The sequence below is a fragment of the Treponema sp. OMZ 857 genome (assembly GCF_024181085.1).
Classification (GTDB): Bacteria; Spirochaetota; Spirochaetia; order Treponematales; family Treponemataceae; genus Treponema.
The window spans coordinates 751,957-774,406 of the sequence record NZ_CP051147.1 but is presented as its reverse complement, the minus strand read 5'-3'; the positions used below and the strand labels follow the sequence as shown (position 1 = coordinate 774,406).

Genomic DNA, 22,450 nt, shown 5'->3' with positions numbered 1-22,450 from the left:
TGCGTAATGAGTGATGAACTGACTCTTTTTTTTGGCGGAGATATTTGCGGAACGCTGGGCGTTGATATTGCAGTACGGATAATACCGGAGCTGCTCAAGGCTGAAAAACTTGATTTTATCATCGTAAACGGAGAAAATGCGGCGAAAGGTTCCGGCATAGAATTGGAACAGGCCGAGCGGTTATTCGCTGCCGGGGTTGATGTTATTACCGGCGGGAATCACAGTATGGAGCGGTTTGACTTGCGAGCCGGTTTCGGACAGGAACCGCGGATACTGCGCCCTGCAAACTACCCGCTTGCGCCGGGCAGCGGTATCATCACCGTGCGTAAACCTCAAGGGACGTTGACGGTACTGAATATCCAAGGAAGAGAAAACATGCGCCCAATCGATTGTCCCTTCCAAACGGCTGACCGTTTATTAGCGGAACAGGCTGACGGCATAGTTATGGTGGATTTCCATGCGGAATCGGTACAGGAAAAAGAAGCGCTCGCGTATTATCTTGACGGGCGTGTTTCATGTGTATTCGGCTCGCACACCCATACACAAACCGCCGATGAACGCATCCTTGCGGGCGGCACCGGCTACATTACCGATGCAGGTATGATAGGGGCATTCCATTCGATCATCGGCAGCTCTATTGAAGCTGCTGTAGCCCGAAGCCTCACACTGACCCCGCAAACCTTCAACATACCGGAAAGCGGAGAAGCGATATTCTGCGGCATTATTGCAAGGGTATCATTGGAAACAAAAAAAACGCTTTCGTTAAAACGGGTATATAAGGCGGGTATCTAAAGACCGGCAGTTCTGCATGATGAAACCGCTCGACCGGTCGGTATTTCCTAAAATATGTTCTTATTGATGCGGAGGGAAAAATACCCCGACTTTGCATCCATCGGGGTATGGTGATTACCTGCTTGTTAGAGCAATGCCAGTATCTTGGCTTTATCAATAAATCCGAGAGAGCGTTTAACTTCTTTTCCGTTTTTGAAAAGGATAAGCGTCGGAATACTGGTAACGCCGAATCTTACTGCAAGATCTTGCTGTTCGTCTACATTGACCTTCGCGAGAACGGCTTTTCCGTTAACTTCCTTTTCCGCTTCTTCAAAAACGGGACCAAGCATCTTACAAGGCCCGCACCACGGTGCCCAAAAATCTACCAATGCCGTTTCAGCATTATTGATTGTTTTATCAAAATTTTCCTGATTTAAATGTAGTACAGCCATACCAATTTCCTCCATAAAATATGAACTGAGCTATTTACCGGTTAACCGGTATTTATCAGTTCAGACATTGTTAAGATACAAAAAAAGAACGCTATCGAATAGAGGATATGCATTCTTTTCTTATACAGAATGCAGCACAAGCCATAAGATATAATATTCCGTATAAAGTCTTAGTGCCCCTTTATTTTTTACTTTTGCCAAACCGGGCGTACTGACAATTGCATCCGCCAGATTACGAATACGATCGGAAGTTAATTTTAAAAAAGACTGCGTCTTATGCGCTATCTTTACTTGATCTCTGATAAAAGAGTTCACATCCTCAGTATTTTGCTTTCTAATTACCGGATCGATAATCGTATTCCACAAATCGAGCTGTTCAATAATGCAATCCTGTAGACTTTTATTTTCAGGAATAAATTCAGCCTGCAGTTCGCTCGCAATTTCCCGCGGTGAAACTTTTTTATTCGTGGTTCCCGGTTGCTGCGGTAAAGATCCTGACTTAGAATTTCCCGACCGAGCGGTGTGACGAGACTTCTTGGGGCGCATAAAAAAAGCGATGATAGAAGATAAAATAGGAATCGTATACCAGAAAGGCAAGAGAATTTTTGCATCGGTTAAAAGTTCTTGCCTGTTCATCATAAATAAGTCGGTATAGGACAATAACCGGTCACGGGAAAATATTCTCCGAATTTCTGCAGCCTGATGTTCCGTAATACGTTTGTCGGCTGAAAGCATAGGAATAAACGGGGCCCCTAGTAATGCATACAATACCGGTACGTATTCCGCACATAAGGTCTTTAATAACTGATTAAACGCCGAATCGGTGTGCATCGCATCGGATTGTTCAAACCGTATCAGTTGTTGATACCATTTCTTTAAGCAAACATCCCGTAATTTTTTCCGGTTATCGTTTACCAGTGAGATAATCAACGGCACCGTTTTATCCAACATGATATAATACCGCTCTCCATCAGGAGTTTTGAAGCTAAGAAGGTCGGGTAAATTAGTATCGCCGTCAGCAGCAGTTTTTTCCTGTATATATTCTTCAAGATCCTCTTGACTATATTGCCCGAGCAGCGGTACCCCGCGGGAATCTTTAAAATTAACAATGGCAGCCTTATTAAAATAATATGGAGGCTTTTGAAGTGCCAAATCAAGATTCTTTAGTGCTGTTTCCCGTTGAAGCGACTGCTGCGTCTTATTCCGGTAATAGTTATTCAGGTATTCAATAATAAAGATAGCCTGCAAAATGGTGATTTCATCGCTCATTTTTTCGGTTTTCTTCGAAAATTCCTGTTTTACAACCGAGCAAAGATAGCTCCAATACAAATATACATCGCCTGATTTTTTCAACGTATACATGGCTTCGGAAGAATGGGCTTGAATCGTAAGAATAAACTTTCTAATGGAATATTCTTTTCCGGGGTTTGCTGTTATCAACTTCTTTTGAATAAAATCCCGTAATTCATCCTTCTGAAAAAAGAAGCGTAATTTTGCAATCGCAAGATCAAGCATCTGATCGGTAGAAAAATTCCCCGGGAAGATAAGCGGAGGTGTGTCATCCGGAAACATAAGTTGATACAGAAAGGTATTGTTTTCAGCTTCCGGCTGCAGTTCGGTAAAATCGGTATTAATCCTGATATAACGAAGAAACCGTTTGGAAAAATTCTGCGGTATCGCGCTGGCAAGCGGAAAAGGCAATTCCGGCTTTTCCCGAATCGTCTCGTATTGACGGGTTACCTTATCGAGGAAATAGAACGGAACAAAGACAACTTTACCCTTCCGTTTATCGTCAATAAGCTCTACTTTTCCTTCCGATTCAAGAGCTTCCAGTTCCGTTACCAATCTTGTTTCCGATATATCAATGAAAGAAGCAAGATCCGGCTTTTCAGCTATATTTCTTTGAGCATACTTTCGTAAATAATCGGTTAATTCGCTAATCCCCACAAATGGACTATTAAAACGCAAAGCATAAGTGCGCAAAATATCCGGGAGTCTTACACTAACAGCCATTTGTTTTTTATTATCGCATACTTTTTCTAATTGAACAAGAGCAAAAATCACAGGGTAAACGCATCAAGCCGTTTTTTAACAACCCCGCAGAAAAATTGATACTATTCGACCGGAACTACCAAGGATGGCAGTGGTTCCATACAGTAGTGATGTTTTGTGCGTGCACAAAACTCATCTTCAACTGTTGTACACGGATGTACAACAGTTGAAGATGGTTCAAATGGTCTCACAGTCTCAATTTTTCCGCGGTTTTTATCTACTCTGCCTGATGCGTTTACCCCTTTGCTAGAAAAATCTGCGGTGTTTAATTGAGTTGTAAATGCAGAATAATGGTTCTGCCTCCATCGTCACACACTTTCATCGCGATACGGGTATACAGCTTTAATTTACGCTTTAACATCTTCCGTGCGGTAGTATAAAAGGAACGCTGTTCTATGAGTTCCATGCCGCATTTTTGCGCAAAGGCAGAACCGTCATCTACATAAAAATACATCTGCGCTGAAGTGTTACCTGTTTTTTGTACATACTTATTGGCATACTTTATACCGATTGCATTTGTCGCATCAAAAATTACTTCCCCCTTCGGGAAGCGCTCCTTAATCGCGGATAAAAAAGCCAGCACTTTTTCTTCGCGGAAATACTGAAAGACGCCGGATACAATCAACAAGGACGGGATAGAAGTGTCAATACCATCCGTCCACTCCAGCTTAAAAATATCCGCATCGATCAGCGTTTCGTTTTCTCTTGTATTCAAAATATTTTTACGCAACGCTATGACTTCGGGTAAGTCAATTTCGTAAAACGGAGCTTTGATTTCAGGTAATCTAAACGCGGCGGTTTCCAATCCGGCTCCAAGATTAATGATATTACATTTTTCATGCTTGGCATAAAAATTTTTTATCATCTCGTCAAAATTATAATAGCGAGCGACCGAAGCCAGCATCGTATATTGAGACGACGATTTCCAAATCCGCTCAAATGTTCCCGCCGGAATTTTTGATTCCAACGACAAAGCCGTTTCATCATAAAAATATTCAGGAAAATGTTTAGACGCATAGATCCGCGCAGCCATCGGTATCAACATCGTATCGGCCACGCCGTTAAATTCATTCATAATTACCTCCGCTCAGACTCTGACAGGAAATGCTGAAAAATCTAAGATCTCTGTTTTTTAACACTCTAAATGCTCCATTCCTGTTTATTACATATACAAATTCAATTGGGATTTTAAGTCAAGAGGGGGCAACATTTTTATCCGGTAAGGCTGGTATGCATCCTTGAACTTGCATAATTGCCTGAACCGCTTTATAGTATATCATAGCATGAAAAAATATATTTTATCGTTTGATCAAGGGACAACCAGTTCCCGCGCTATTTTATTTGATAAAGCAGGCACGATTATCGCTACTGCACAACAAGAGTTTACTCAGATTTTTCCTAAGTCCGGATGGGTGGAACACGATGCTATGGAAATTTGGGGGACACAGAGCGGTGTTGCCCGGCAAGTATTGGAAGAAACCGGAACGCGCCCCGATGAGGTTGCGGCAATCGGGATTACCAACCAGCGGGAAACCACCGTCGTGTGGGATAAGAATACCGGAAGACCCGTGTACAATGCGATTGTGTGGCAGTGCCGGCGTACTGCTTCAATCTGCGACGAACTTAAAGCAAAGGGATGGACGGATACGATACGGAAAAAGACAGGCCTGATTGTCGACGCCTATTTTTCCGGCACGAAAATAAAATGGATACTTGATAATGTAGCCGGGGCACGCGAGCGGGCGGAACGGGGAGAACTGTTATTCGGGAATATCGACACGTGGCTTATCTGGAATTTAACCCGCGGCAAGGTACACGTTACCGACTATAGCAACGCATCCCGCACCATGCTGTTCAATATCAACACCCTGCAATGGGATGATGAAATTCTGACGGAACTGAATATTCCGCGTTCGATGCTGCCGGAGGTAAAACCGTCGAGCTGCGTGTACGGCAAAACCGATGAACGCACCTTCGGCGGCGCCGACATCCCCATTGCAGGAGCCGCGGGAGATCAGCAGGCGGCGCTGTTCGGGCAGGCGTGCTTCGAAGCAGGCATGGCGAAGAACACTTACGGCACCGGCTGCTTTATGCTGATGAACACCGGCACTGCGCCGATTATCTCGAAGAACGGGCTGTTAACGACCATTGCGTGGGGCATCGAAGACACGGTAACTTACGCACTTGAAGGAAGCATCTTCGTAGCGGGAGCAGCCGTGCAATGGCTGCGGGATCAGCTCAGACTGGTGTACGACGCCGCCGAAACGGAGTATTACGCAGAGCGGGTAGAAGATACCAACGGCGTATACGTTGTGCCCGCCTTTACCGGCCTCGGCGCTCCGTATTGGGATATGTATGCGCGCGGTGCGATTGTGGGCTTAAGCCGCGGCACCAAACGGGAACACATTGTCCGCGCCACCCTTGAGTCGATTGCCTATGGGACACGGGATGTCCTTTCCGCAATGGAAAAAGATTCCGGCATCACGCTCAAGGCGCTGAAAGTAGACGGAGGCGCGGCGGTCAATAATTTTTTGATGCAGTTCCAAGCCGATATTTTGAATGTACCGGTACACCGTCCGCAGGTGCTGGAAACAACCGCACTCGGCGCCGCATACTTGGCGGGACTCGCAGTCGGCTTTTGGAAAGATATGGAAGAAATTAAACGCAACTGGGCAGTAGACCGCGCATTCACCGTGCAGATGGACGAAGCGGCGCGGACACAGCGCTATACCGGTTGGCAAAAGGCGATAAGACGTGCCATGAACTGGGAAAACTAACTCATGTATGATGTGATTATAATCGGCGGGGGTGTTGTCGGGTGTGCTATTGCACGCGAGTTGTCGCAGTACCGGCTGAGTATTGCTCTGCTCGAAAAGCATTCGGAGTTTTGCGAAGGTTCCTCCAAGGCAAACAGCGCTATTGTGCACGGAGGCTTTGATGCAAAGCCGGGCACATTAAAAGCCCGCCTCAATGTGCGCGGAAACGAGTTGATCCGCCGTCTTGCGCCGCAGCTTCAGTTTCATTTTAAACAGATAGGTTCGTTAGTTGTCGCCTTTTCAGATGAAGATATGGAGGAAGTTAAAAAGCTCTATGAACGGGGCATTGCAAACGGCGTGCCGGAGCTTGAGATTTGGAATCGGGAAAAGACCTTAGCGGAAGAACCGAACCTTTCGTCCGAAACGAAGGGGGCGCTGTTTTGCGGGACTGCCGGTATCGTGTGTCCCTTTGGCATGACGTATGCCTTTATCGAAAATGCGGTAGAAAACGGCGTTGAGCTGATATGTGATGCCGAGGTAACCGGCATACAAAAAATCAGGAGCGGCACAAAGATGGATGGCGCTGCCGTTCAAACACAGGATACCGCCGTTCACGCTGTAACTGCACAAACGTCGGCGCAAGAACATGCTTTTTCCGTAACGACATCGCAGGGAATTTTTACTGCGCGATATGTTATCAACGCCGCAGGACTCTACGCGGATAAGATTGCCGCGATGATCGGCGATTACGATTATGCTATCAATCCCCGCAAAGGTGAGTACCGTGTGTTGGATAAGGTATGCGGCGATCTGGTGCATCACGTTATCTTTCAGGCGCCGACCAAAATGGGCAAGGGCGTTCTGGTAACTCCCACCTATGATAACAACCTTTTGGCAGGACCGACGGCGCAGGACGTTGACGACCGCGAGGATACTTCGACAACGCTTGCCGGTCTGAACAAGATCGACAGTTCCGCAAAAAAATCGGTACCGGCGCTCGACTTCCGAAAAACCATCCGCACCTTTACCGGCGTGCGCGCCCGTCCGAGTACCGGCGACTTTATGATCTATGCTTCAAAGTATGCAAAGGGATTTATTCACGCCGGAGGCATCGAATCTCCCGGATTGAGCTCTGCGCCGGCAATCGCCGAATACGTTGCGGAGCTTTTGCAGTATGCAGGAGCGGAGCTGATAAAAAAGCCGCACGTTGTTACTGCACGGAAGGGTATCCGTCAGTTTTCCGCCCTTTCCAACGAAGAGCGGGCAGCCCTAATTGCGGAAAATCCGCTCTACGGACGGATCATCTGCCGCTGCGAAACGGTAACGGAGGCGGAAATCGTCGAAGCAATCCGCCGTCCTGCCGGAGCGCGTACCGTTGACGGTGTTAAGCGGCGGGTACGTCCCGGAACAGGACGCTGTCAAGGAGGCTTTTGTACGCCGCGCGTTTTGGAAATCCTCAGCAGGGAATTACAGCTGCCGATGGAAAACATTGCCAAATCGGACAGGGGTACGGAGATCGTGTTGGGAAGGTTAAAGAACATCGCAGAGAGTGAAATCCCCAGCGGTAATCCCTCAAAATCTTAAACGGAAAAAGAACATGATGAAATATGATGTTGTAGTGATCGGGGGCGGCCCCGCAGGGTTGGCAGCAGCCCTCGCCGCGCGGGAAACCGGCGTGAAAAAAATTCTGATTATCGAACGCGACCGCGAATTGGGCGGCATCCTCAATCAATGTATCCACGCCGGCTTCGGCTTGCATGAATTTAAAGAAGAACTGACCGGGCCGGAATATGCGCAGCGCTTTATTATGCAGACTGCACAAACGGATATTCAAGTAATGCTGAATACGATGGTACTCGATATTTCGCCGGAGCGGGTTATCACTGCGGCAGGGACGGACGGGCTGAAAACCATACAGGCCGGAGCTGTTGTGCTTGCGATGGGCTGCCGCGAACGCACTGCGGGCGCGATTGCCGTAAAAGGGTACCGTCCGGCGGGTGTATATACCGCGGGCATGGCGCAGCGGATGATGAACATGGAAGGCTGCCGCATGGGGCGCGAGGTTGTCATTTACGGCTCCGGCGACATCGGCCTGATTATGGCGCGGCGTATGACGCTCGAAGGTGCAAAGGTAAAAGCCGTCGTAGAGATTATGCCGTTTTCGAGCGGACTCAACCGGAATATCGCCCAATGTTTGGAAGATTACGGTATACCGCTTTTGTTAAGCCATAATATCAGCTTTATCCACGGAAAGAACCGGCTGGAAGGTGTTACCGTTTCGCAAATCGATTCGCATTTTAACGAAATTGAAGGCACGCAAGCGTATTATCCCTGCGACACACTCCTCCTTTCGGTAGGTCTGATCCCTGAAAACGAACTTTCGGTAAAAGCCGGTGTCACACTCGACCCAATTACCAACGGACCGATGGTTGACAGCGCGATGCAAACAGAGATACCGGGAATATTCGCCTGCGGTAATGTGCTGCATGTACACGATATCGTTGATTTTGTAACACGGGAAAGCAGAATCGCCGGAAAACACGCAGGGCTGTACGCGCTCGGCGCTCTACCCGATTCGGTTTCCGTTCCCTGTACGCCCGGCAAAGGTATCCGCTATGTGATGCCGCGCAAGGTGTTGACGCACATGCCCGACGGGGTAAACCTCTTCATGCGAGTGGATGCCATCTATCAAAATGCCACCGTATCAGTGAAATCGGGAAACACGGTGCTTGCAACAAAACGGATTGCCCGCATGATTCCCTCCGAAATGATCAACATACCGTTGAGCGCCGAAAAGATACGTTCCTTGACGGAACCTATCACCGCAGAAGTTACGGCGCAGTAATAGGGTGTTGGCCGGACGCAACGCGCGTAGAAATCAGGATATCGGTATTGATGATAGTATGATAACCGTTAATGCATACAGTTATACAATAATTACGGTACATACGCAAAAGACTCTATGACAATAAAAGAATTTGAGAATAAATATTGGTACATGAGTGAGCTCAAAGCATTGGCTAAATCGCTTAAAATTCCTTTTGGTTTAAAAATACGAAAGGATCAGCTTGAAAAGATGATTATTCAGTTTTTGGAAACCGGAACGGTGAATAAAAAAAATAGTTATCGGAGTAAAAGCCGGAATAGAGATATATTGAATAGTCATACTTATGTTGAAAATTTTAGCAACAAAAAAGAAACATGGGAATTCATACATAGTGAAATGGACAAACGGATTCCGGGATTACAACCGAAATCAGGGGCAAAATATTGGCTTAATCGATGGATTGAAGATAAACTTTCTGATGGTGAAAAAATAACTTATAATGATGTCATTTGTGAATATATTCGGTTAAACAAAACCAAAGGAAAACTTCCGCAAATTCCATCCTGTAAATTTAATAACTTCATCAGTGATTATCTGGCAAATGAAAAAAATGCAACAAGAGAAGCGGCTTTAGACGCATGGAATAAGCTAAAAGATATTAAGGCAAAAAAAGATTATATAACGTGGAAAAAGATCAACAACCCTAACGCAGAGATAAATATAGAGAAAATGTAATCTTCCTTCTGCTCGTGCGAAAAAAAATATCCTAATGTCGGTAAAACTTAGAGATGGCTGTGGGTGTTTTCTCAAGCACACCGATTTGTCTTTATCCTATTTAGTGAAGATAGGCCTAATCTGGTTGTTGCTGATGTGTTCCGGCGGGTATTATGGAAGAAAGATGAAGCTGCTTGGAGAGGTGCAATGGATTCCGCATTATAAGCTTTTGCAGATAAAATTCAGTGAAACCACTGCTATACGTAACAAAAAACAAAGCTTTTAATCGTAAAATGGCTTTATATCTTCAAATATAGAGTTATTTCGATGATTTAGAACATAAATTTCATAGGTTTTTATTTATACTGCGGAATCCCTGGGAGAGGTGCCAGTTTAGATTGAAAATGCGTAGTTTGCGTGATATAATGAGGAAAGGTCGAAAAGGTGTTGAACGGACGCTGCTCGCCCGTTCAACGGGGCGGCGGAATCTCCGCGTGTCGTCCGGCGCACAGCGCCGTCCAACACGCGGATTAAGCTGACGGCGAAGCTCAAAAGCCTAAAGGCTTTCTCGCTTCTGGCAGCTTATCCGCCACCCCGTTAGATTGACGCAAAGCACAAGACAAAATAAAGAAAGAATAAATTTTATGTTAGGAGAGACTATGACAGCATTAGAACGACAACAGTTAAGACTAAGAATTCTTAAGGTTATTTGTGAGTATTTAAATTTTGATTTGAATAATACAATGGTACAAAAAGGAACAATATTTGAATTAATACCAGATATTGATAAAGAGGAGATCATAAAGAATATTTTATATCTTGGAGAAAAAGGCTATCTAAAATACAGCTTGATACATTTACACGGTTATGCTTTTCCAACTATGATTCAGTTATCAATACTAGCGATCGATTTAGTTGAGAAAATGGAAATGAAAATGCCAACAGATGAATATGAGAATGATTTCTCGAAAACTGCAATAACGAACTTTTCAAATATAACTAACTCTCAAATTATTGTAAACTCACCAGGTTCCAATATTCAGGGATTCCGCATTATAAATCGTGTCAAAAAAAATAGTAGCCCCCATGGTATAAATAATGGTAAAATGTTCTTGGAGTGGAACAATGACATTACAAGAAGCATTTGAAAACATTAAAGACGAAAGAATCGACAGATGCAAGAAACACAATCTCGTCGATATATTAATGCTTGTGTTTATGGGAGTATTGTGCGGCTATAAAAGTATAGAACAAATACAGTTTTATGCGACATTAAGCGAGCAAACCCTCAAAAAATATCTGAAACTGGAAAATGGCATCCCCAGCAGCGATACGATTCTGCGAGTGCTTGCAAGGATTGATGCAAAGCAGCTTGAAAAAGTATTCATAGAATATGCACGAGAGACATTTGGCAAGCATATTGCAGAAAATGAAGTGGTCGCGATTGATGGAAAACTATCCGGCGCTCTGAATATGTATCGACAGGCGAAAATAAAACCGCATAAAGCTGCTCATGTTGTTTCGGCTTGGGCGCATTCTCTGGGTGTGTGCTTCGGGCAGGTGAAAACAGAAGAAAAATCAAATGAAATTACCGCCATTCCTGAACTTCTGGATCTGTTAGACTTAAAAGGCATGATTATTACTATAGATGCGATGGGCTGTCAGAAAAAAAATCGTTGAGAAAATAGCAGAAAAGGAAGCGGAGTATGTTATTTCTCTGAAAGGAAATCAGCAATCGATACACCGGGATGTAAAAGAGTTCTTTGAGCACCCTTGTGATGGTGCGTATTGTCAGTGTTACCATATTCAGCGAGGAGAATATACCATTGAAATTGGACACGGGCGAATTGAAAAACGCACCTGTTATCTTTGCGGGAATATTGATTGGCTTTCAGAAAAAGATGAATGGAAGAATCTCAATGGAGTTGGAATGCTCGTGTGCGAAAGAACGGTAAAGAAGACTGGGAAGAAATCCGTTGAACAAAGATATTTCTTGACCTCACTGACAGATGTGCACAAGGCCGCATTTGCGATGAGGGCTCATTGGGGGATAGAAAATAACCTGCATTGGGTTCTCGATGCGATTCTCGATGAGGATTATTGTCTTGTACGGAAAGACAATGCGGCAGCAAACTTAAGCGTCTTACGAAAAATTGTCTTGAATATTCTCAAACAGGTTGACTTCTCGGATATCATAAGCACAAAGAAAATGCCGCTTCTCCATAAGCAACATCTGTGCAACAAACGAGAAGATTGCCTTGATAGAGTATTGCTCTCGTTATAATGCGGAATCCCTGTTCCAATATTACAATAACAGATAACCAAGAGTCTGAGCTTATAGCCTATTTAAATGATTTGGTTAAAAAAAATAATGATAACATTGCATTAAGAAATATTGTTGAGACAACAGTACAAGAAATTAAGCAAAAACGTGTATCAATGGATTTCTTGAAAGGTATCGGTAGTGCTCTAATGAGTTTTGGTATATCAATTACATCAAATTTGCTTACACCAAGTGTTGCACATATTTTAGGATTCAATAGTTAAGAAAAATCATCTAACACCTGCTTCAACCTGATATTTGTTTTGGCATAAAACGCCTATGTTTTTTGTCAAGCAGAAAAGCGAAACTTTTTAGGTTTTTCTCTGCTTGGCCGCTCCCGTCCCTGTAATCCCTTGTTTCACACGCCTGGTTTATCCTGCTTGTAAGTCGGGGAAAGGCAGTTCTTGATATACCATCTGTTTATTCTTCATTACTAAATACAACAATTTTGCTCTTTTTTCGTGCTATCGCCGTTATCGATATCTTCTTTCCTTTCCCATGCTCAGTCATATAAAAGTATTTTGCCTTTAACGCTCCCCCATGTTTGCTCCGTACTATCGACCATGCCGCCTGATATAATAACGCCCGTACAATTCTATTTCCCTTCTTCGTTATATGCCCATACCGGTTAATTGATCCCGAACAATCTACCCGCGGCACTAAGCCCAGATAATTTGCTACTTCATCTCCATTGTTAAAGCGCTTTCCATCTCCGACATAAGCCGTAAAAGCAAGCGCTGTCTTATCTCCGACCCCCGGTATCGTTTGCAGCCGTTCGATATCTTTATCCGCCTTACATTCCTTTGTTATTGTCTGCTCCAACTCTTTTATTTGTGCCTCCAATAGAGTAAGCCTTTCACACACCCGTTTTGCCTGTCTTACTTCATACCCAAATAGCTGCGAAAGTACCTTTTGCCGATTTGCATCGGTTTGCAAATTACTCCTCTTCATTGTGGTTATTCCGCACTGTAAGAATAACGCATGCAGCCGGTTGATCTCTTGTGTCCGGTCGTCTTTTAATGTCTTGCACTCTTTTGTCAGTTTGCGGCGATAGTATTCCTTCTCTGTCGGCACATCAACGGTCGGTAAATCTTCCTTTTCATATATCTTAACCAGCCGTGCAAGCTTTAATGCATCTTCTTTATCCGTCTTCTTCGTGCTGGCATAGATAACCGATAACTGTGAAGCATTTAAGATGACTACTGTGCAGCCGATTGCTCTCATCTCTTTTTCCATTACAAAAGCGAGACTATTCGCTTCCATCGCCACAATATCTTCTGCCTTCAGTTTCGCGTATAGTTTTGCCCTTCCGCCTTTGGTTGTTTCTCCTCCTGATCTTCCGACTTTTCCTTTCTGATCAAAGTAACACATTTCATACGTTCTTTTGCTCAGATCCAATCCGATCCATCGACCATTCCCTTGCATATGACACCCCTTGTGCTATAAAATAGGGAACAGGGAGCTTTTACCGGTTTGCAGTTCACCGTAACTCCTATTCGCGGTACGCACCTACGAGGTGCGGCCGCATTTTGATTTACGGCAGCAGGTTTAGGTTAATCTCGTCGACGAGGTTCATCTTTATTCAAGATTTCCTGGCGTTTTGCGTCAACCTGCTGCCTGCCCCCTTATCCCGTCGGATAAGGGTACCACATTTCCCGGCAATTAAAAACATATCATCTTGCTTAAAGTGCCTATACGGCACCGCAAGTTTTACGCCAACTTTTCCGCTGCTATGCGTCGGCAAAGCCACAAATGCAGGTTAAGCGGATGTTAGGACGACACGCTATAGACGCGGTTTAGGAGAATACATGAAAAAATTAGAAGATGAGTTAAAAGTGAGAATTCGGACAACATTTATAGCATGTTTTCGTCATGCTATCGAACATTTGACGTTGGAACGAATAAGTATTGAAGATTATTTACAAATAATACTAAACATTCAAACATCACTGGAATTGTTGATTAAACTTTATGTTTTGGAAGAAAATCACGTTGAAAAAATACTTGAAGAAAAATACTTTAAGAAATGTTTACCTACTGAAAAATTTCTTTTAAATTTATTAAAAAATGGAGAATTACACACAAAACAATATAGTTTACTTCTTGAAAAATGTTCAGACGCATTTACAAAAGATGAATTGAAATTAATTCGAGAATTTGAATATGAACGGAATCAAATAATACATATAGGAATAGTTCGAGAGAATACAGATTTGATCTTAAAGACTATAAAATTAATTGTTAGTATTTTTTCGAATTTTGAATACAAAGAAAGAATTTCAAATGATTATGAGGAACCACTCATTAATATATTAAAGGATAAAATTTTAACTCCTGATTTATATGACAGACTTTTATCAAAAACAAAGATTATTAACGAAGTAGAGAAATTTGCCCAACAAAAAAGTGACGAAGTTCATTATTGTTTAGAATGTGGAAATAACACGTGTATATATGAATTTGATACTTATAAATGCTTATTATGTGGTTATCAATTTGATGATTATGTAGCAGACTGCATTCAATGTCCTGAATGCAATACGGATAATATGATATTCGATAAATTAAATTGCACAACAACTAATGCTGCTGCTGGGCGATGTGCTTGTTGTGGAATTGCGTTAGAAATAATTGAATGTTCAGATTGTGGAAATTATTATCCAGTTTGTTTTGCGTGTAAATGTAAATCAAAATAAGCATAACACCTGCTTCTACCTGACATTTTTTTCACGAAAGTTGCTTGGATGGTCGCTTGCGACTTCGCTTTTTTTATGCTTTCCACTCCAAGCCCTATACGGGCACGGCAATGCAGCTTAAGCGGCAGTTGAACGAACGCTACGCGCCCCGTTAGGTTGGACTGCCCTTCGGGCAGCTTGAGGTAAAAATGAAGAAATATATTCCCAGTTAATAAGTCTATTTATCTTATGTAGTTGCCAAAGTACAGAATTCCTAATGGCTAAAGCAAAGGTTACAGTGATAAATGGAGCATATCCCTTTGGTTTAGGCAGTGGAGCAAGCCCGTTTTTTTGAAAAAATCCTTAACAAAAAGACTATACAATGTATATACTAAAAAATAATGGAGATTTATTATGCAGGTTGTAGTTCAGAAATGGGGTAATAGTCTCGGATTTAGAATACCTTCCCTTTGGGCAAAAGATAATAATGTAAAGAATGGAAGCAAAATAGAAGTAATCGTAGAAAAAGGAAAAATAGTAATTCTTCCTCAGAAAAAAACTCTTGATGATATGCTGGCAATGGTTACTTCTGAAAATGTTCATTCGGAAATCTCGACAGGTTATCCAGTAGGTAACGAAGAATGGTGAATTCAAATTATGTTCCCGATAGAGGCGATTTAGTTTGGCTTGATTTTAATCCGCAAGCAAGACATGAGCAGAAAGGTCGTCGTCCTGCAATTTGCATTTTTCAAAAAAGATACAATCAAAAAGTCGGACTTGCTTTATTTTGTCCTATTACAAGCCATATAAAAGGTTATCCTTTTGAAATTGTATTGGATAATCATTCGATAAATGGCTGTATTCTTAGTGACCAAGTAAAGAACCTTGATTATAAAAAAAGAAGTTGTGATTTTATAGAAAAAATAACAGAAGAAGAGATAAATGCTGTTGTAGATAATATAAAGTTGTTGATTGAGTAATCAATGAGCAAACTAGACCTTTGACAGATGAAGGAGTTTCTGATTCATATAAAGTAATGGAAATGTTAAAAGTGGAGTGATACAATAAAAGTACAGTGCCAAAATTGCCGAAAAAGAGAGGAGGAGAGGCAATGAAACGGTACGATGAGAACTTTAAAATCGAGGCATTGAAGCTGTCGGACTATATCGGAGTGAAGAAAGCGTGTGAACAGCTTAACGTGAACTATGGAACATTGGCAGGATGGAGAAAGCAGCGGGTAAAGAAAAACAAAGAAGGAAAAAATACAGAAGCTGACATTCACAAAGAGAACAGCAGGCTCAAAAAAGAAATAGCCGAGCTTAAAAATGCGAATGAGATACTCAAGGATGCACTCGGTTTTTTCGTTCAAGACCGGAAGAAATAGAAAAGGATGGTCTTTTCGCTTACATCCACCACCGTACTGCTGAGAAGCTGTTTTCAGCACGGATGCTGTGCGCGACTCTTCCGGTCAGTGAAAGCGGTTTTTATAAATGGAAGCGAAACAGGAAAAAGGTGAAAGCATGGCAGAAACTGCTCGCTCAAATGCATGAGATTCTTGAAGAGGATGAAGAAAACAAGAACTATGGGGACAGGCGTATGCAGATAGCACTTGAACAACGGGGCATTAAGCGTTCATTGTCGACGGTAAGACGAGTGATGGCACGAGGAAATCTGCTGCATGAAGACAGAAGAAGCCCTGACGGTCTTACAAAAGTCGACAAAAAGGCTCTGAGACCGCAGAATATCATCAAACAAGACTTTAGTGCACAAGAACCTTTGAGAAAACTGCTAACGGATATAACGCAGATACCGTGCAAAGACGGAAAACTGTATGTGTCACCGCTTTTGGACTGTTACAATGGAGAGATCGTTTCTCTTGCAATGGACACGAACATGAAAAAGGAACTATGCATAAAAACGATAACGGAGGCATACAAGAATTTTGATATAAAAAGCGGAGCAATAATTCACAGCGATTGCGGAAGCCAGTATACAAGCGGCGAGTACAAAAAGATGCTCGGACAACTGCATGCTGTCCAGAGTATGAGCGGAGTTGGAAAATGCTGGGATAATGCCCGGATGGAAAGCTGGTTTGCGACGCTGAAAAAGGAAAAGATATATCAGCTTGATACGACAAAACTGACCGTGGAGGAAGTCAAGACAATCGTCTGGAGATACACGTTTGCTTATTACAACACCAAGCGTGTAACGACGGTAAATCCCGATGGCTTACCTCCACTGGTATACAGAAAAACAGCAGCTAAAAAAAGTGCTGCTTAAATACATTTGGGGTATTTAGGCACTGCACTAATATTGACTATTCCAAAGATAAAAAAATAGATGTATTTATTTCTAGGCTATATAAAAGAAGTTTTGATTCAGTAAAAATATTTTTCCAGCAAACTAAATTTGCTTAAAAAAATGGAATTAAATTTTACGCTTTGGAGAATATATTGTATTTTAATCATTCTAAAAACACACCTTCTTGACACCATATACAACACCACTTATAATGAGATTATGGCTCAATGGGAAAAACTTCTGGCTAAAATACTATCTCTTGATAAAGATATGCGTTTTACAGAACTCAAGAAAGTGCTACAAAGTTACGGCTATAGAATGACACAGCCAAAAAGAGGAAGCAATCATTATACTTTTCGAAAAGATGGTTGTAATCCGATTACCATCCCAAAACATGAACCGATAAAAATTATTTATGTAAGAATGGTAAAAGAGGTTGTAGAATCAGAAGAGGCGCTCAAGGGAAAGGAGGACTGATATGAAAACAATTGATGAATATATGAAAATGCCATATAAACTGGAAATTATTCCGGATTCAGAAGAATCAGGTTTTGTAGCCTCATATCCAGACCTTCCGGGTTGTATAACTTGCGGTTCAACAATTTCTGATGCAGTTAATAATGCAGAAGATGCAAAAAAAGAGTGGCTTTTGGCTGCCATTGAAGAAAATATTGAAATTGCAGAACCAAAAAGTGCCGATTATTATTCCGGTCAATTCAAACTACGCATTCCAAAATCTTTGCACAAGACTCTTGCCGAAGATTCTAAAAAGGAAGGAGTAAGTATGAACCAATATTGCGTATATCTTCTTGCAAAGAATTCAGAAAAAGAGCATATATTATCGCAAGAACAAACTGTATTCGTATAACACCGTTTTCAAAGTCGACAACGCAGACAAGCTGCGTTGCGGTTTAAAACAATGTTAGATTGACCCTGCGGGCATGGAGAAAATAATGGAAAGTTATGAGAATAGACTAGTTGCATTCATTGACATCCTTGGTTTTAAGGATTTGATAAAGAAATCTGAAAATAATCCTGATCAAGTTAATGAATTACTAGAAATACTAAAATATATCAAAGCATGGGATACACAAGGGCAAAATAAATGGGATATTAAGGTTATTGCTGTTGAAGAAGATGCACAAAGAAAAGGTTTAGAAAAATTCGATATTTCTGGAATAACAGCATGTACCTGTTTTTCTGATTCAATAGTTGTGTCTGTTCAATGTGAAAATGAATTAATTAATGAAAAAGCATCAACACTTATTGGAAATCTATCAAAAATTGGAGCAAAGCTCCTCCAAGCTGGAATATTAATTCGAGGAGCAATGACTGTTGGAAATTTAATACATACTAATGATGGAATCATCATGGGACCTGCAATAATCGAAGCATACTTATTGGAATCAAATTATGCAAAAAATCCAAGGATCATCCTATCGGATAAATTAATCGGAAAATTGAATTATCCTTTAAAAAGAAAAAGCGACAGATATCCATACCATCAATACATTAATCGCTTTAAAGATGGATGTGCTGGATTTCATCAAATGCAATTTTTCCAAGTAATGCAGTCTGAAGTAAATGAACAAAATAAGCTAAAATACGATCTTGATGTAATTAGAAAGCGATTGATTGATGGACTAGATATGTCTTTTTCAAAACCAGAAGTATTTCTTAAATACCGATGGCTTATGAATCAGTATAATGAACTAATTATAAATGAAGATGATGTTAAAAAACCTATTTATGATGTAAATTTAGCAGATAGTCATTTAAATATACATTATTTACCAATTGATCAATTAAGAAATAAAGAAGAAACCTAACACCCGCTTCATGCCTTTGCGGCACTGCAGGTTAAGCGAATGTTAGGTTGAAGCCTTCGGCTCAGGAGAAAAAATGAAAATACTAAACTCATATAGAATAAATCAGAGACGAGAAGCAAGACTTATTTTGAAAAAACTTGAAAATATAAATGGAAAGGCATTAGTAGTTCATTATTCTTGCGAATCATTTTATAGAAAAGCTGGTTATACACCACGTGTTACGGGTATAGGAATATTAAACAAAGAAAACAACGAATCAATTATTTTTTCACTTCATTTATCTGCACAAATACTTAAAAAAGATATATCGAATTTATCTAATACTGATTTGAATGAAGTGGAAAAATATATGCTCGATGAATTTTCTCGATATGTGTCGAGTCATATGAGCTATTTATGGATTCATTGGAATATGCGCAGTGCAAGCTATGGCTTCCAGGCTATTTCAAACAGATATAGGATTCTAGGTGGTCAAGAAATAAGTATTCCTGATAGCAACAAAATAGATCTTTTACAAGTATTTGGAAAATTATTTACATACTCTTTCGAAGCTCATAAACCATGCGGGCAACTTTTGAACCTAGCAAATCGCAATAAAATATCGGTTCGAGATGCACTTCCAGGTGCTGATGAAGCAGCTGCCTTTGAAGAAAAAGACTATCTAAAACTTCATATGTCTACTATGAGAAAAGTAGAGATTATTGATAGACTTTTAACTACTTATCAATGTGGAAAACTTAAGCATAATTCCAAGGTAAGAGAAATTTATGATGTGACCATTCCAGGGGTAATTATGCTTGTAAAAGAGTCTCCATTCTTACTATTAATATGGACAATTATAATTTTTATTTTTAGTACCGCTTTAAGTCCAGTAATTCAAAGATTATTTGGAACAAGTCGATAAACATCTTGCCTAACACAGTTTTTAAAGCCGGCAATGCAAGTCTTCACTTACATTGCGATCTAAAAGAATGTTAGGTTGAAGCCCCTCAGGGGCGCTTTTGGAGGAAAAAAATGTTAACTATAGGTTCTGTTGTGGTATTGCAATTATAAGTTATGGGGTAGGTTTTAAAACTCCATCAGTAATACATGCACATTCAAATCAAGAATTAATAACAAAAGGCACCTACATCACAGTGGAAGATTTTACGAATAAAATAAATAATAATTATGTTTTATTAAAAGATTATAATCAAATTATTGAAGAAAACAACAAATTAAAAGAACATATTATAAATAATCAAAATCAAGAAATAAATAAAATTCTTGAAAAAATTTCTTTGTTAGAAAATAGCCGGAACCTCTTAAAAAGTAAATTAAAAGAAATTCGTGTTAATTCCAACCCTTTAACTTCTTCAGACGAGGGACCAAAAGAAGTCTCAGAAGAAGAAAAAGAATTAATAAAAGAAATAGATAATATCGATTCTAAAATTCTTTTATTATATAAGAAATTATAATAATCACATAACAAAGCTTCAAAGCGGACGGCAAGTCGAGCTTGCCGCGGGTTAAGCGGATGTTATGTGTATAATGCCAGTGGCGGCGTTTGATTATCTATTGAATTATGGAAAAAAAGAATAAAATTGTTTTATCAGTAATTGTATTTTTTATTGCCTCATTGTGTATCTTTTATATATCAAATAAAAAAACTAAATTTGATAAAAATAAATGGGATAAAGTAAGTCATAGATTTGAAATGTCTGATGATTTAATTCAAATATTAGAAAAGAAAAGGCTAAATAAGGAAAAAGTTTTAGAGTTACTTGGAACTACAGCCGTTGAAATGGAATACACTCAAGATAATGAATTGTCATATTTCTTAAAGCAAGGATCTATTTTTACCCTTGGAATGCCTTTTACCTATTTATCAATTAAATTCGATGATAGTGGAAATTATATTTCATCAAAGATATATTCCTTTGAATTTTAATGAAACTTCGGTTTTTAACATTAAAGAATAGACAAAAAGTATATTGACGTACGTAATAGTGTACATTATACTAATGATAGAGGTGTTATATGCATGCGATGAACGTAACTCAAGCAAGGGCAAAGCTTTTTCAGCTTATTGCAAATGTAAATTTCAATTCAGAACCAATTACTCTTACAAATAGTAAAGGAAAGAATGCTGTATTAATTGGCGAAGATGATTGGAATGCGATTCAGGAGACTTTATATTTAAACTCGATTCCAGGAATGTATGATTCTCTTAAAAGTGGAATTGAAACTCCATTAAGCGAATGTGTTTCAGAAAAAGATATAGAGTGGTAAATGTATAAAATTGTATATGAAAAACAAGCTATAAAGGATATACAGAATTTGAAATCAGCAAAACTGGATGGTAAGGCCAAAGAACTGATAGAAATTGTTAGGAAATATCCTTTTCAAAATCCACCACCATATGAAGCTTTGGTAGGAAATCTGTCAGGTCTTTTTTCCAGAAGATTAAATATTCAGCATAGATTTGTCTATCAAGTTTATGTTGGAAAAATGGTAGAAGATAATATTGAATATGAGGACACAGTAAAAATTATTAGAATGTGGTCACACTATGAGAATTTGAAATAACACATAACACTGTTTTCAAAGCCGACAAACGGGACTGTGCCCGTTTGCGGTTTAAAACAATGTTATGTGTACATTACACGGCGTAATTTTAGAGAAAAAAATATGAAACAATTTTTTTCAACTTTATTAGTAGCGATTTTAATAATTACATCGGTTTTTGCGGACAAAAATAATTTTTATAAAAATGGCAAAGTGATTGATACAATGTATGTTAATTCCAAAGAAGGATTAAAAGTGAGAGGCTATCCGTCTTTAAAATCAAATCGTCTTTGCGGATTACCGCACAGATTACCTGTAAAAATTATTGCTATTGGGAAAGAAGAAACAATCGACGAAATTACAGCCCCATGGGTTAAAATTTTAATTCCGCCTTATGAATGGAAAGACGATAAAGCTGAATACGGTTGGGTGTTCGGCGGTTACTTATCGCATTTTCAACCTGAATTTATTAAACCGAAAACGGCAAATCAATTAAAAGAATATTTAAAATGCGGAAACTGGTCTCTTCCAGATAAGAACACATATTCCGGTGAAGGTTATAGAGAAGATAATCACTTTAATTTTTATACAAAGTATACCTACACCTATTCAAGATCACGAAATCCGGATTTAAAGGACAAAGAAGTTGTTGATTCCGATAAAGCTTGGTTTTTCCGAAACTATGACGATGACGACAACCAAAGCACATGGAAAGTGTTGAATAATCATCAGGTAGAAATTCATTGGTATATTCCGAAATCAATCGATAAAATAGAAATTTTGAAAATTGAGCCTATTGATGAGGCTCAGTGTTATATTAACGGTAAACGATATTTAAACAAGCCTTTTGTACATAGACATCATTGGCATTATTCAGATGTAGTTAAAATGCCTTTAATATATAAAATTGCATATTCGGATGATAATTTACCGGTAAACATAATTAAAGGAGTCAGCACATCTTTTTTTAGCTATTGGAAAGAAACACAAAGTCTTTTTGAATTAAGATACCGTCTAATTTCAAAACTGATTACATATGGGATTTCTGCAAAAAACACACAATACGAACAGGAATATCGTGATTATTGGGATCCGATTATGGAAGAACATCAGAAAAAAGCTGATTCAATGTAATTGAAAAACCACATAACACCATTTCAAAAACCGATATTGCGGTCTAGACGCAATGCGGTTTAAAATAAT

27 protein-coding genes are annotated in these 22,450 nt (G+C 40.2%); 23 read left to right on the top strand and 4 right to left on the bottom strand.

What is annotated here, in order from left to right:
* Positions 1-6: 6 nt before the first annotated feature.
* A complete protein-coding gene (locus E4N66_RS03610; RefSeq protein ID WP_253728994.1) occupies positions 7-792 on the top strand; it encodes a TIGR00282 family metallophosphoesterase in 786 nt (261 codons plus the stop codon).
* A gap of 125 nt (positions 793-917) precedes the next feature.
* Here the strand turns inward: E4N66_RS03610 and trxA are convergent, their stop codons facing one another.
* The 3 genes from trxA to E4N66_RS03595 form a co-directional block, all read right to left on the bottom strand.
* The gene (gene trxA, locus E4N66_RS03605) at positions 918-1,223 is read right to left on the bottom strand and encodes a thioredoxin (RefSeq protein ID WP_253728993.1); all 306 of its coding nucleotides are present in this window, start codon (positions 1,221-1,223) and stop codon (positions 918-920) included.
* A 120-nt stretch (positions 1,224-1,343) separates the two neighbouring features.
* Positions 1,344-3,170 carry a hypothetical protein gene (locus tag E4N66_RS03600; protein WP_235619664.1) on the bottom strand — a complete coding sequence of 609 codons (1,827 nt, stop codon included), beginning with the start codon at positions 3,168-3,170 and terminating at the stop codon, positions 1,344-1,346.
* 370 nt (positions 3,171-3,540) lie between these two features.
* On the bottom strand, positions 3,541-4,350 hold the full coding sequence (locus tag E4N66_RS03595) for a class I SAM-dependent methyltransferase (RefSeq protein WP_253728992.1): 810 nt from the start codon (positions 4,348-4,350) through the stop codon (positions 3,541-3,543).
* A gap of 208 nt (positions 4,351-4,558) precedes the next feature.
* On the opposite strand from E4N66_RS03595, the gene glpK reads away from it, so the two are divergent.
* From glpK to E4N66_RS03555, 8 genes are all read left to right on the top strand, one after another.
* Positions 4,559-6,052: a glycerol kinase GlpK gene (gene glpK / locus E4N66_RS03590; protein ID WP_253728991.1), complete on the top strand. Its 1,494-nt coding sequence runs from the start codon at positions 4,559-4,561 to the stop codon at positions 6,050-6,052.
* A 3-nt stretch (positions 6,053-6,055) separates the two neighbouring features.
* Positions 6,056-7,615 carry an NAD(P)/FAD-dependent oxidoreductase gene (locus tag E4N66_RS03585; protein WP_253728990.1) on the top strand — a complete coding sequence of 520 codons (1,560 nt, stop codon included), beginning with the start codon at positions 6,056-6,058 and terminating at the stop codon, positions 7,613-7,615.
* 13 nt (positions 7,616-7,628) lie between these two features.
* A complete protein-coding gene (locus tag E4N66_RS03580) occupies positions 7,629-8,876 on the top strand; it encodes an NAD(P)/FAD-dependent oxidoreductase (RefSeq protein ID WP_253728989.1) in 1,248 nt (415 codons plus the stop codon).
* A 117-nt stretch (positions 8,877-8,993) separates the two neighbouring features.
* A complete protein-coding gene (locus E4N66_RS03575; RefSeq protein WP_253728988.1) occupies positions 8,994-9,593 on the top strand; it encodes an SAP domain-containing protein in 600 nt (199 codons plus the stop codon).
* A gap of 638 nt (positions 9,594-10,231) precedes the next feature.
* The gene (locus E4N66_RS03570) at positions 10,232-10,720 is read left to right on the top strand and encodes a hypothetical protein (protein WP_253728987.1); all 489 of its coding nucleotides are present in this window, start codon (positions 10,232-10,234) and stop codon (positions 10,718-10,720) included.
* Positions 10,698-11,252: an ISAs1 family transposase gene (locus E4N66_RS03565; RefSeq protein WP_253728986.1), complete on the top strand. Its 555-nt coding sequence runs from the start codon at positions 10,698-10,700 to the stop codon at positions 11,250-11,252. The genes E4N66_RS03570 and E4N66_RS03565 overlap by 23 nt, the downstream gene beginning before the upstream one ends.
* Entirely contained in the window at positions 11,221-11,856 is a 636-nt protein-coding gene (locus E4N66_RS03560; protein ID WP_253728985.1) for an ISAs1 family transposase, read from the top strand. The genes E4N66_RS03565 and E4N66_RS03560 overlap by 32 nt, the downstream gene beginning before the upstream one ends.
* On the top strand, positions 11,856-12,119 hold the full coding sequence (locus E4N66_RS03555) for a hypothetical protein (RefSeq protein WP_253728984.1): 264 nt from the start codon (positions 11,856-11,858) through the stop codon (positions 12,117-12,119). The genes E4N66_RS03560 and E4N66_RS03555 overlap by 1 nt, the downstream gene beginning before the upstream one ends.
* 196 nt (positions 12,120-12,315) lie before the next feature.
* Here the strand turns inward: E4N66_RS03555 and E4N66_RS03550 are convergent, their stop codons facing one another.
* A complete protein-coding gene (locus E4N66_RS03550; protein WP_253728983.1) occupies positions 12,316-13,320 on the bottom strand; it encodes an IS110 family RNA-guided transposase in 1,005 nt (334 codons plus the stop codon).
* 383 nt (positions 13,321-13,703) lie between these two features.
* Here E4N66_RS03550 and E4N66_RS03545 point away from each other — a divergent pair, with 383 nt between their 5' ends.
* The 14 genes from E4N66_RS03545 to E4N66_RS03480 all read left to right on the top strand — a co-directional run bounded on the left by E4N66_RS03545 (position 13,704) and on the right by E4N66_RS03480 (position 22,381).
* Entirely contained in the window at positions 13,704-14,591 is an 888-nt protein-coding gene (locus E4N66_RS03545) for a hypothetical protein (RefSeq protein WP_253728982.1), read from the top strand.
* Between the two features lie 393 nt (positions 14,592-14,984).
* Positions 14,985-15,218, top strand: a complete 234-nt coding sequence (locus E4N66_RS03540) for an AbrB/MazE/SpoVT family DNA-binding domain-containing protein (protein WP_253728981.1) — start codon at positions 14,985-14,987, stop codon at positions 15,216-15,218.
* Positions 15,212-15,550 carry a type II toxin-antitoxin system PemK/MazF family toxin gene (locus E4N66_RS03535; RefSeq protein ID WP_253728980.1) on the top strand — a complete coding sequence of 113 codons (339 nt, stop codon included), beginning with the start codon at positions 15,212-15,214 and terminating at the stop codon, positions 15,548-15,550. The genes E4N66_RS03540 and E4N66_RS03535 overlap by 7 nt, the downstream gene beginning before the upstream one ends.
* A 131-nt stretch (positions 15,551-15,681) precedes the next feature.
* The gene (locus tag E4N66_RS03530; protein WP_044013562.1) at positions 15,682-15,954 is read left to right on the top strand and encodes a transposase; all 273 of its coding nucleotides are present in this window, start codon (positions 15,682-15,684) and stop codon (positions 15,952-15,954) included.
* Between the two features lie 62 nt (positions 15,955-16,016).
* Positions 16,017-16,850, top strand: coding sequence for an IS3 family transposase (locus E4N66_RS03525; protein ID WP_253728979.1), 834 nt, complete (start codon positions 16,017-16,019; stop codon positions 16,848-16,850).
* Between the two features lie 129 nt (positions 16,851-16,979).
* The gene (locus tag E4N66_RS03520) at positions 16,980-17,348 is read left to right on the top strand and encodes a type II toxin-antitoxin system HicA family toxin (RefSeq protein ID WP_253728978.1); all 369 of its coding nucleotides are present in this window, start codon (positions 16,980-16,982) and stop codon (positions 17,346-17,348) included.
* Position 17,349: 1 nt separating this feature from the next.
* Entirely contained in the window at positions 17,350-17,739 is a 390-nt protein-coding gene (locus E4N66_RS03515; RefSeq protein WP_253728977.1) for a type II toxin-antitoxin system HicB family antitoxin, read from the top strand.
* Positions 17,740-17,824: 85 nt separating this feature from the next.
* A complete protein-coding gene (locus E4N66_RS03510) occupies positions 17,825-18,700 on the top strand; it encodes a hypothetical protein (protein ID WP_253728976.1) in 876 nt (291 codons plus the stop codon).
* 73 nt (positions 18,701-18,773) lie between these two features.
* Complete coding sequence (locus E4N66_RS03505) at positions 18,774-19,604, top strand: hypothetical protein (protein WP_253728975.1); 831 nt, start codon at positions 18,774-18,776, stop codon at positions 19,602-19,604.
* A 97-nt stretch (positions 19,605-19,701) separates the two neighbouring features.
* Positions 19,702-20,157, top strand: coding sequence for a hypothetical protein (locus tag E4N66_RS03500; RefSeq protein WP_253728974.1), 456 nt, complete (start codon positions 19,702-19,704; stop codon positions 20,155-20,157).
* A 107-nt stretch (positions 20,158-20,264) separates the two neighbouring features.
* Positions 20,265-20,630 carry a hypothetical protein gene (locus E4N66_RS03495; protein ID WP_162662613.1) on the top strand — a complete coding sequence of 122 codons (366 nt, stop codon included), beginning with the start codon at positions 20,265-20,267 and terminating at the stop codon, positions 20,628-20,630.
* Positions 20,631-20,719: 89 nt separating this feature from the next.
* On the top strand, positions 20,720-20,971 hold the full coding sequence (locus tag E4N66_RS03490; RefSeq protein WP_253728973.1) for a type II toxin-antitoxin system Phd/YefM family antitoxin: 252 nt from the start codon (positions 20,720-20,722) through the stop codon (positions 20,969-20,971).
* The gene (locus E4N66_RS03485) at positions 20,972-21,268 is read left to right on the top strand and encodes a Txe/YoeB family addiction module toxin (RefSeq protein ID WP_253728972.1); all 297 of its coding nucleotides are present in this window, start codon (positions 20,972-20,974) and stop codon (positions 21,266-21,268) included. It begins immediately after the preceding gene.
* A 102-nt stretch (positions 21,269-21,370) separates the two neighbouring features.
* Positions 21,371-22,381 (top strand): SH3 domain-containing protein, encoded by a 1,011-nt coding sequence (locus E4N66_RS03480; RefSeq protein WP_253728971.1) that lies wholly within the window; start codon positions 21,371-21,373, stop codon positions 22,379-22,381.
* Positions 22,382-22,450: the final 69 nt, after the last annotated feature.

Coding starts and splice junctions, on each gene's coding strand:
- E4N66_RS03610 (WP_253728994.1), top strand. CDS start 7: ATGAGTGATGAACTGACTCTTTTTTTTGGCGGAGATATTTGCGGAACG.
- trxA (WP_253728993.1), bottom strand. CDS start 1,223: ATGGCTGTACTACATTTAAATCAGGAAAATTTTGATAAAACAATCAAT.
- E4N66_RS03595 (WP_253728992.1), bottom strand. CDS start 4,350: ATGAATGAATTTAACGGCGTGGCCGATACGATGTTGATACCGATGGCT.
- glpK (WP_253728991.1), top strand. CDS start 4,559: ATGAAAAAATATATTTTATCGTTTGATCAAGGGACAACCAGTTCCCGC.
- E4N66_RS03585 (WP_253728990.1), top strand. CDS start 6,056: ATGTATGATGTGATTATAATCGGCGGGGGTGTTGTCGGGTGTGCTATT.
- E4N66_RS03580 (WP_253728989.1), top strand. CDS start 7,629: ATGATGAAATATGATGTTGTAGTGATCGGGGGCGGCCCCGCAGGGTTG.
- E4N66_RS03575 (WP_253728988.1), top strand. CDS start 8,994: ATGACAATAAAAGAATTTGAGAATAAATATTGGTACATGAGTGAGCTC.
- E4N66_RS03570 (WP_253728987.1), top strand. CDS start 10,232: ATGACAGCATTAGAACGACAACAGTTAAGACTAAGAATTCTTAAGGTT.
- E4N66_RS03565 (WP_253728986.1), top strand. CDS start 10,698: ATGACATTACAAGAAGCATTTGAAAACATTAAAGACGAAAGAATCGAC.
- E4N66_RS03560 (WP_253728985.1), top strand. CDS start 11,221: ATGCGATGGGCTGTCAGAAAAAAAATCGTTGAGAAAATAGCAGAAAAG.
- E4N66_RS03555 (WP_253728984.1), top strand. CDS start 11,856: ATGCGGAATCCCTGTTCCAATATTACAATAACAGATAACCAAGAGTCT.
- E4N66_RS03550 (WP_253728983.1), bottom strand. CDS start 13,320: ATGCAAGGGAATGGTCGATGGATCGGATTGGATCTGAGCAAAAGAACG.
- E4N66_RS03545 (WP_253728982.1), top strand. CDS start 13,704: ATGAAAAAATTAGAAGATGAGTTAAAAGTGAGAATTCGGACAACATTT.
- E4N66_RS03540 (WP_253728981.1), top strand. CDS start 14,985: ATGCAGGTTGTAGTTCAGAAATGGGGTAATAGTCTCGGATTTAGAATA.
- E4N66_RS03535 (WP_253728980.1), top strand. CDS start 15,212: ATGGTGAATTCAAATTATGTTCCCGATAGAGGCGATTTAGTTTGGCTT.
- E4N66_RS03530 (WP_044013562.1), top strand. CDS start 15,682: ATGAAACGGTACGATGAGAACTTTAAAATCGAGGCATTGAAGCTGTCG.
- E4N66_RS03525 (WP_253728979.1), top strand. CDS start 16,017: ATGCTGTGCGCGACTCTTCCGGTCAGTGAAAGCGGTTTTTATAAATGG.
- E4N66_RS03515 (WP_253728977.1), top strand. CDS start 17,350: ATGAAAACAATTGATGAATATATGAAAATGCCATATAAACTGGAAATT.
- E4N66_RS03510 (WP_253728976.1), top strand. CDS start 17,825: ATGGAAAGTTATGAGAATAGACTAGTTGCATTCATTGACATCCTTGGT.
- E4N66_RS03505 (WP_253728975.1), top strand. CDS start 18,774: ATGAAAATACTAAACTCATATAGAATAAATCAGAGACGAGAAGCAAGA.
- E4N66_RS03495 (WP_162662613.1), top strand. CDS start 20,265: ATGGAAAAAAAGAATAAAATTGTTTTATCAGTAATTGTATTTTTTATT.
- E4N66_RS03490 (WP_253728973.1), top strand. CDS start 20,720: ATGCATGCGATGAACGTAACTCAAGCAAGGGCAAAGCTTTTTCAGCTT.
- E4N66_RS03485 (WP_253728972.1), top strand. CDS start 20,972: ATGTATAAAATTGTATATGAAAAACAAGCTATAAAGGATATACAGAAT.
- E4N66_RS03480 (WP_253728971.1), top strand. CDS start 21,371: ATGAAACAATTTTTTTCAACTTTATTAGTAGCGATTTTAATAATTACA.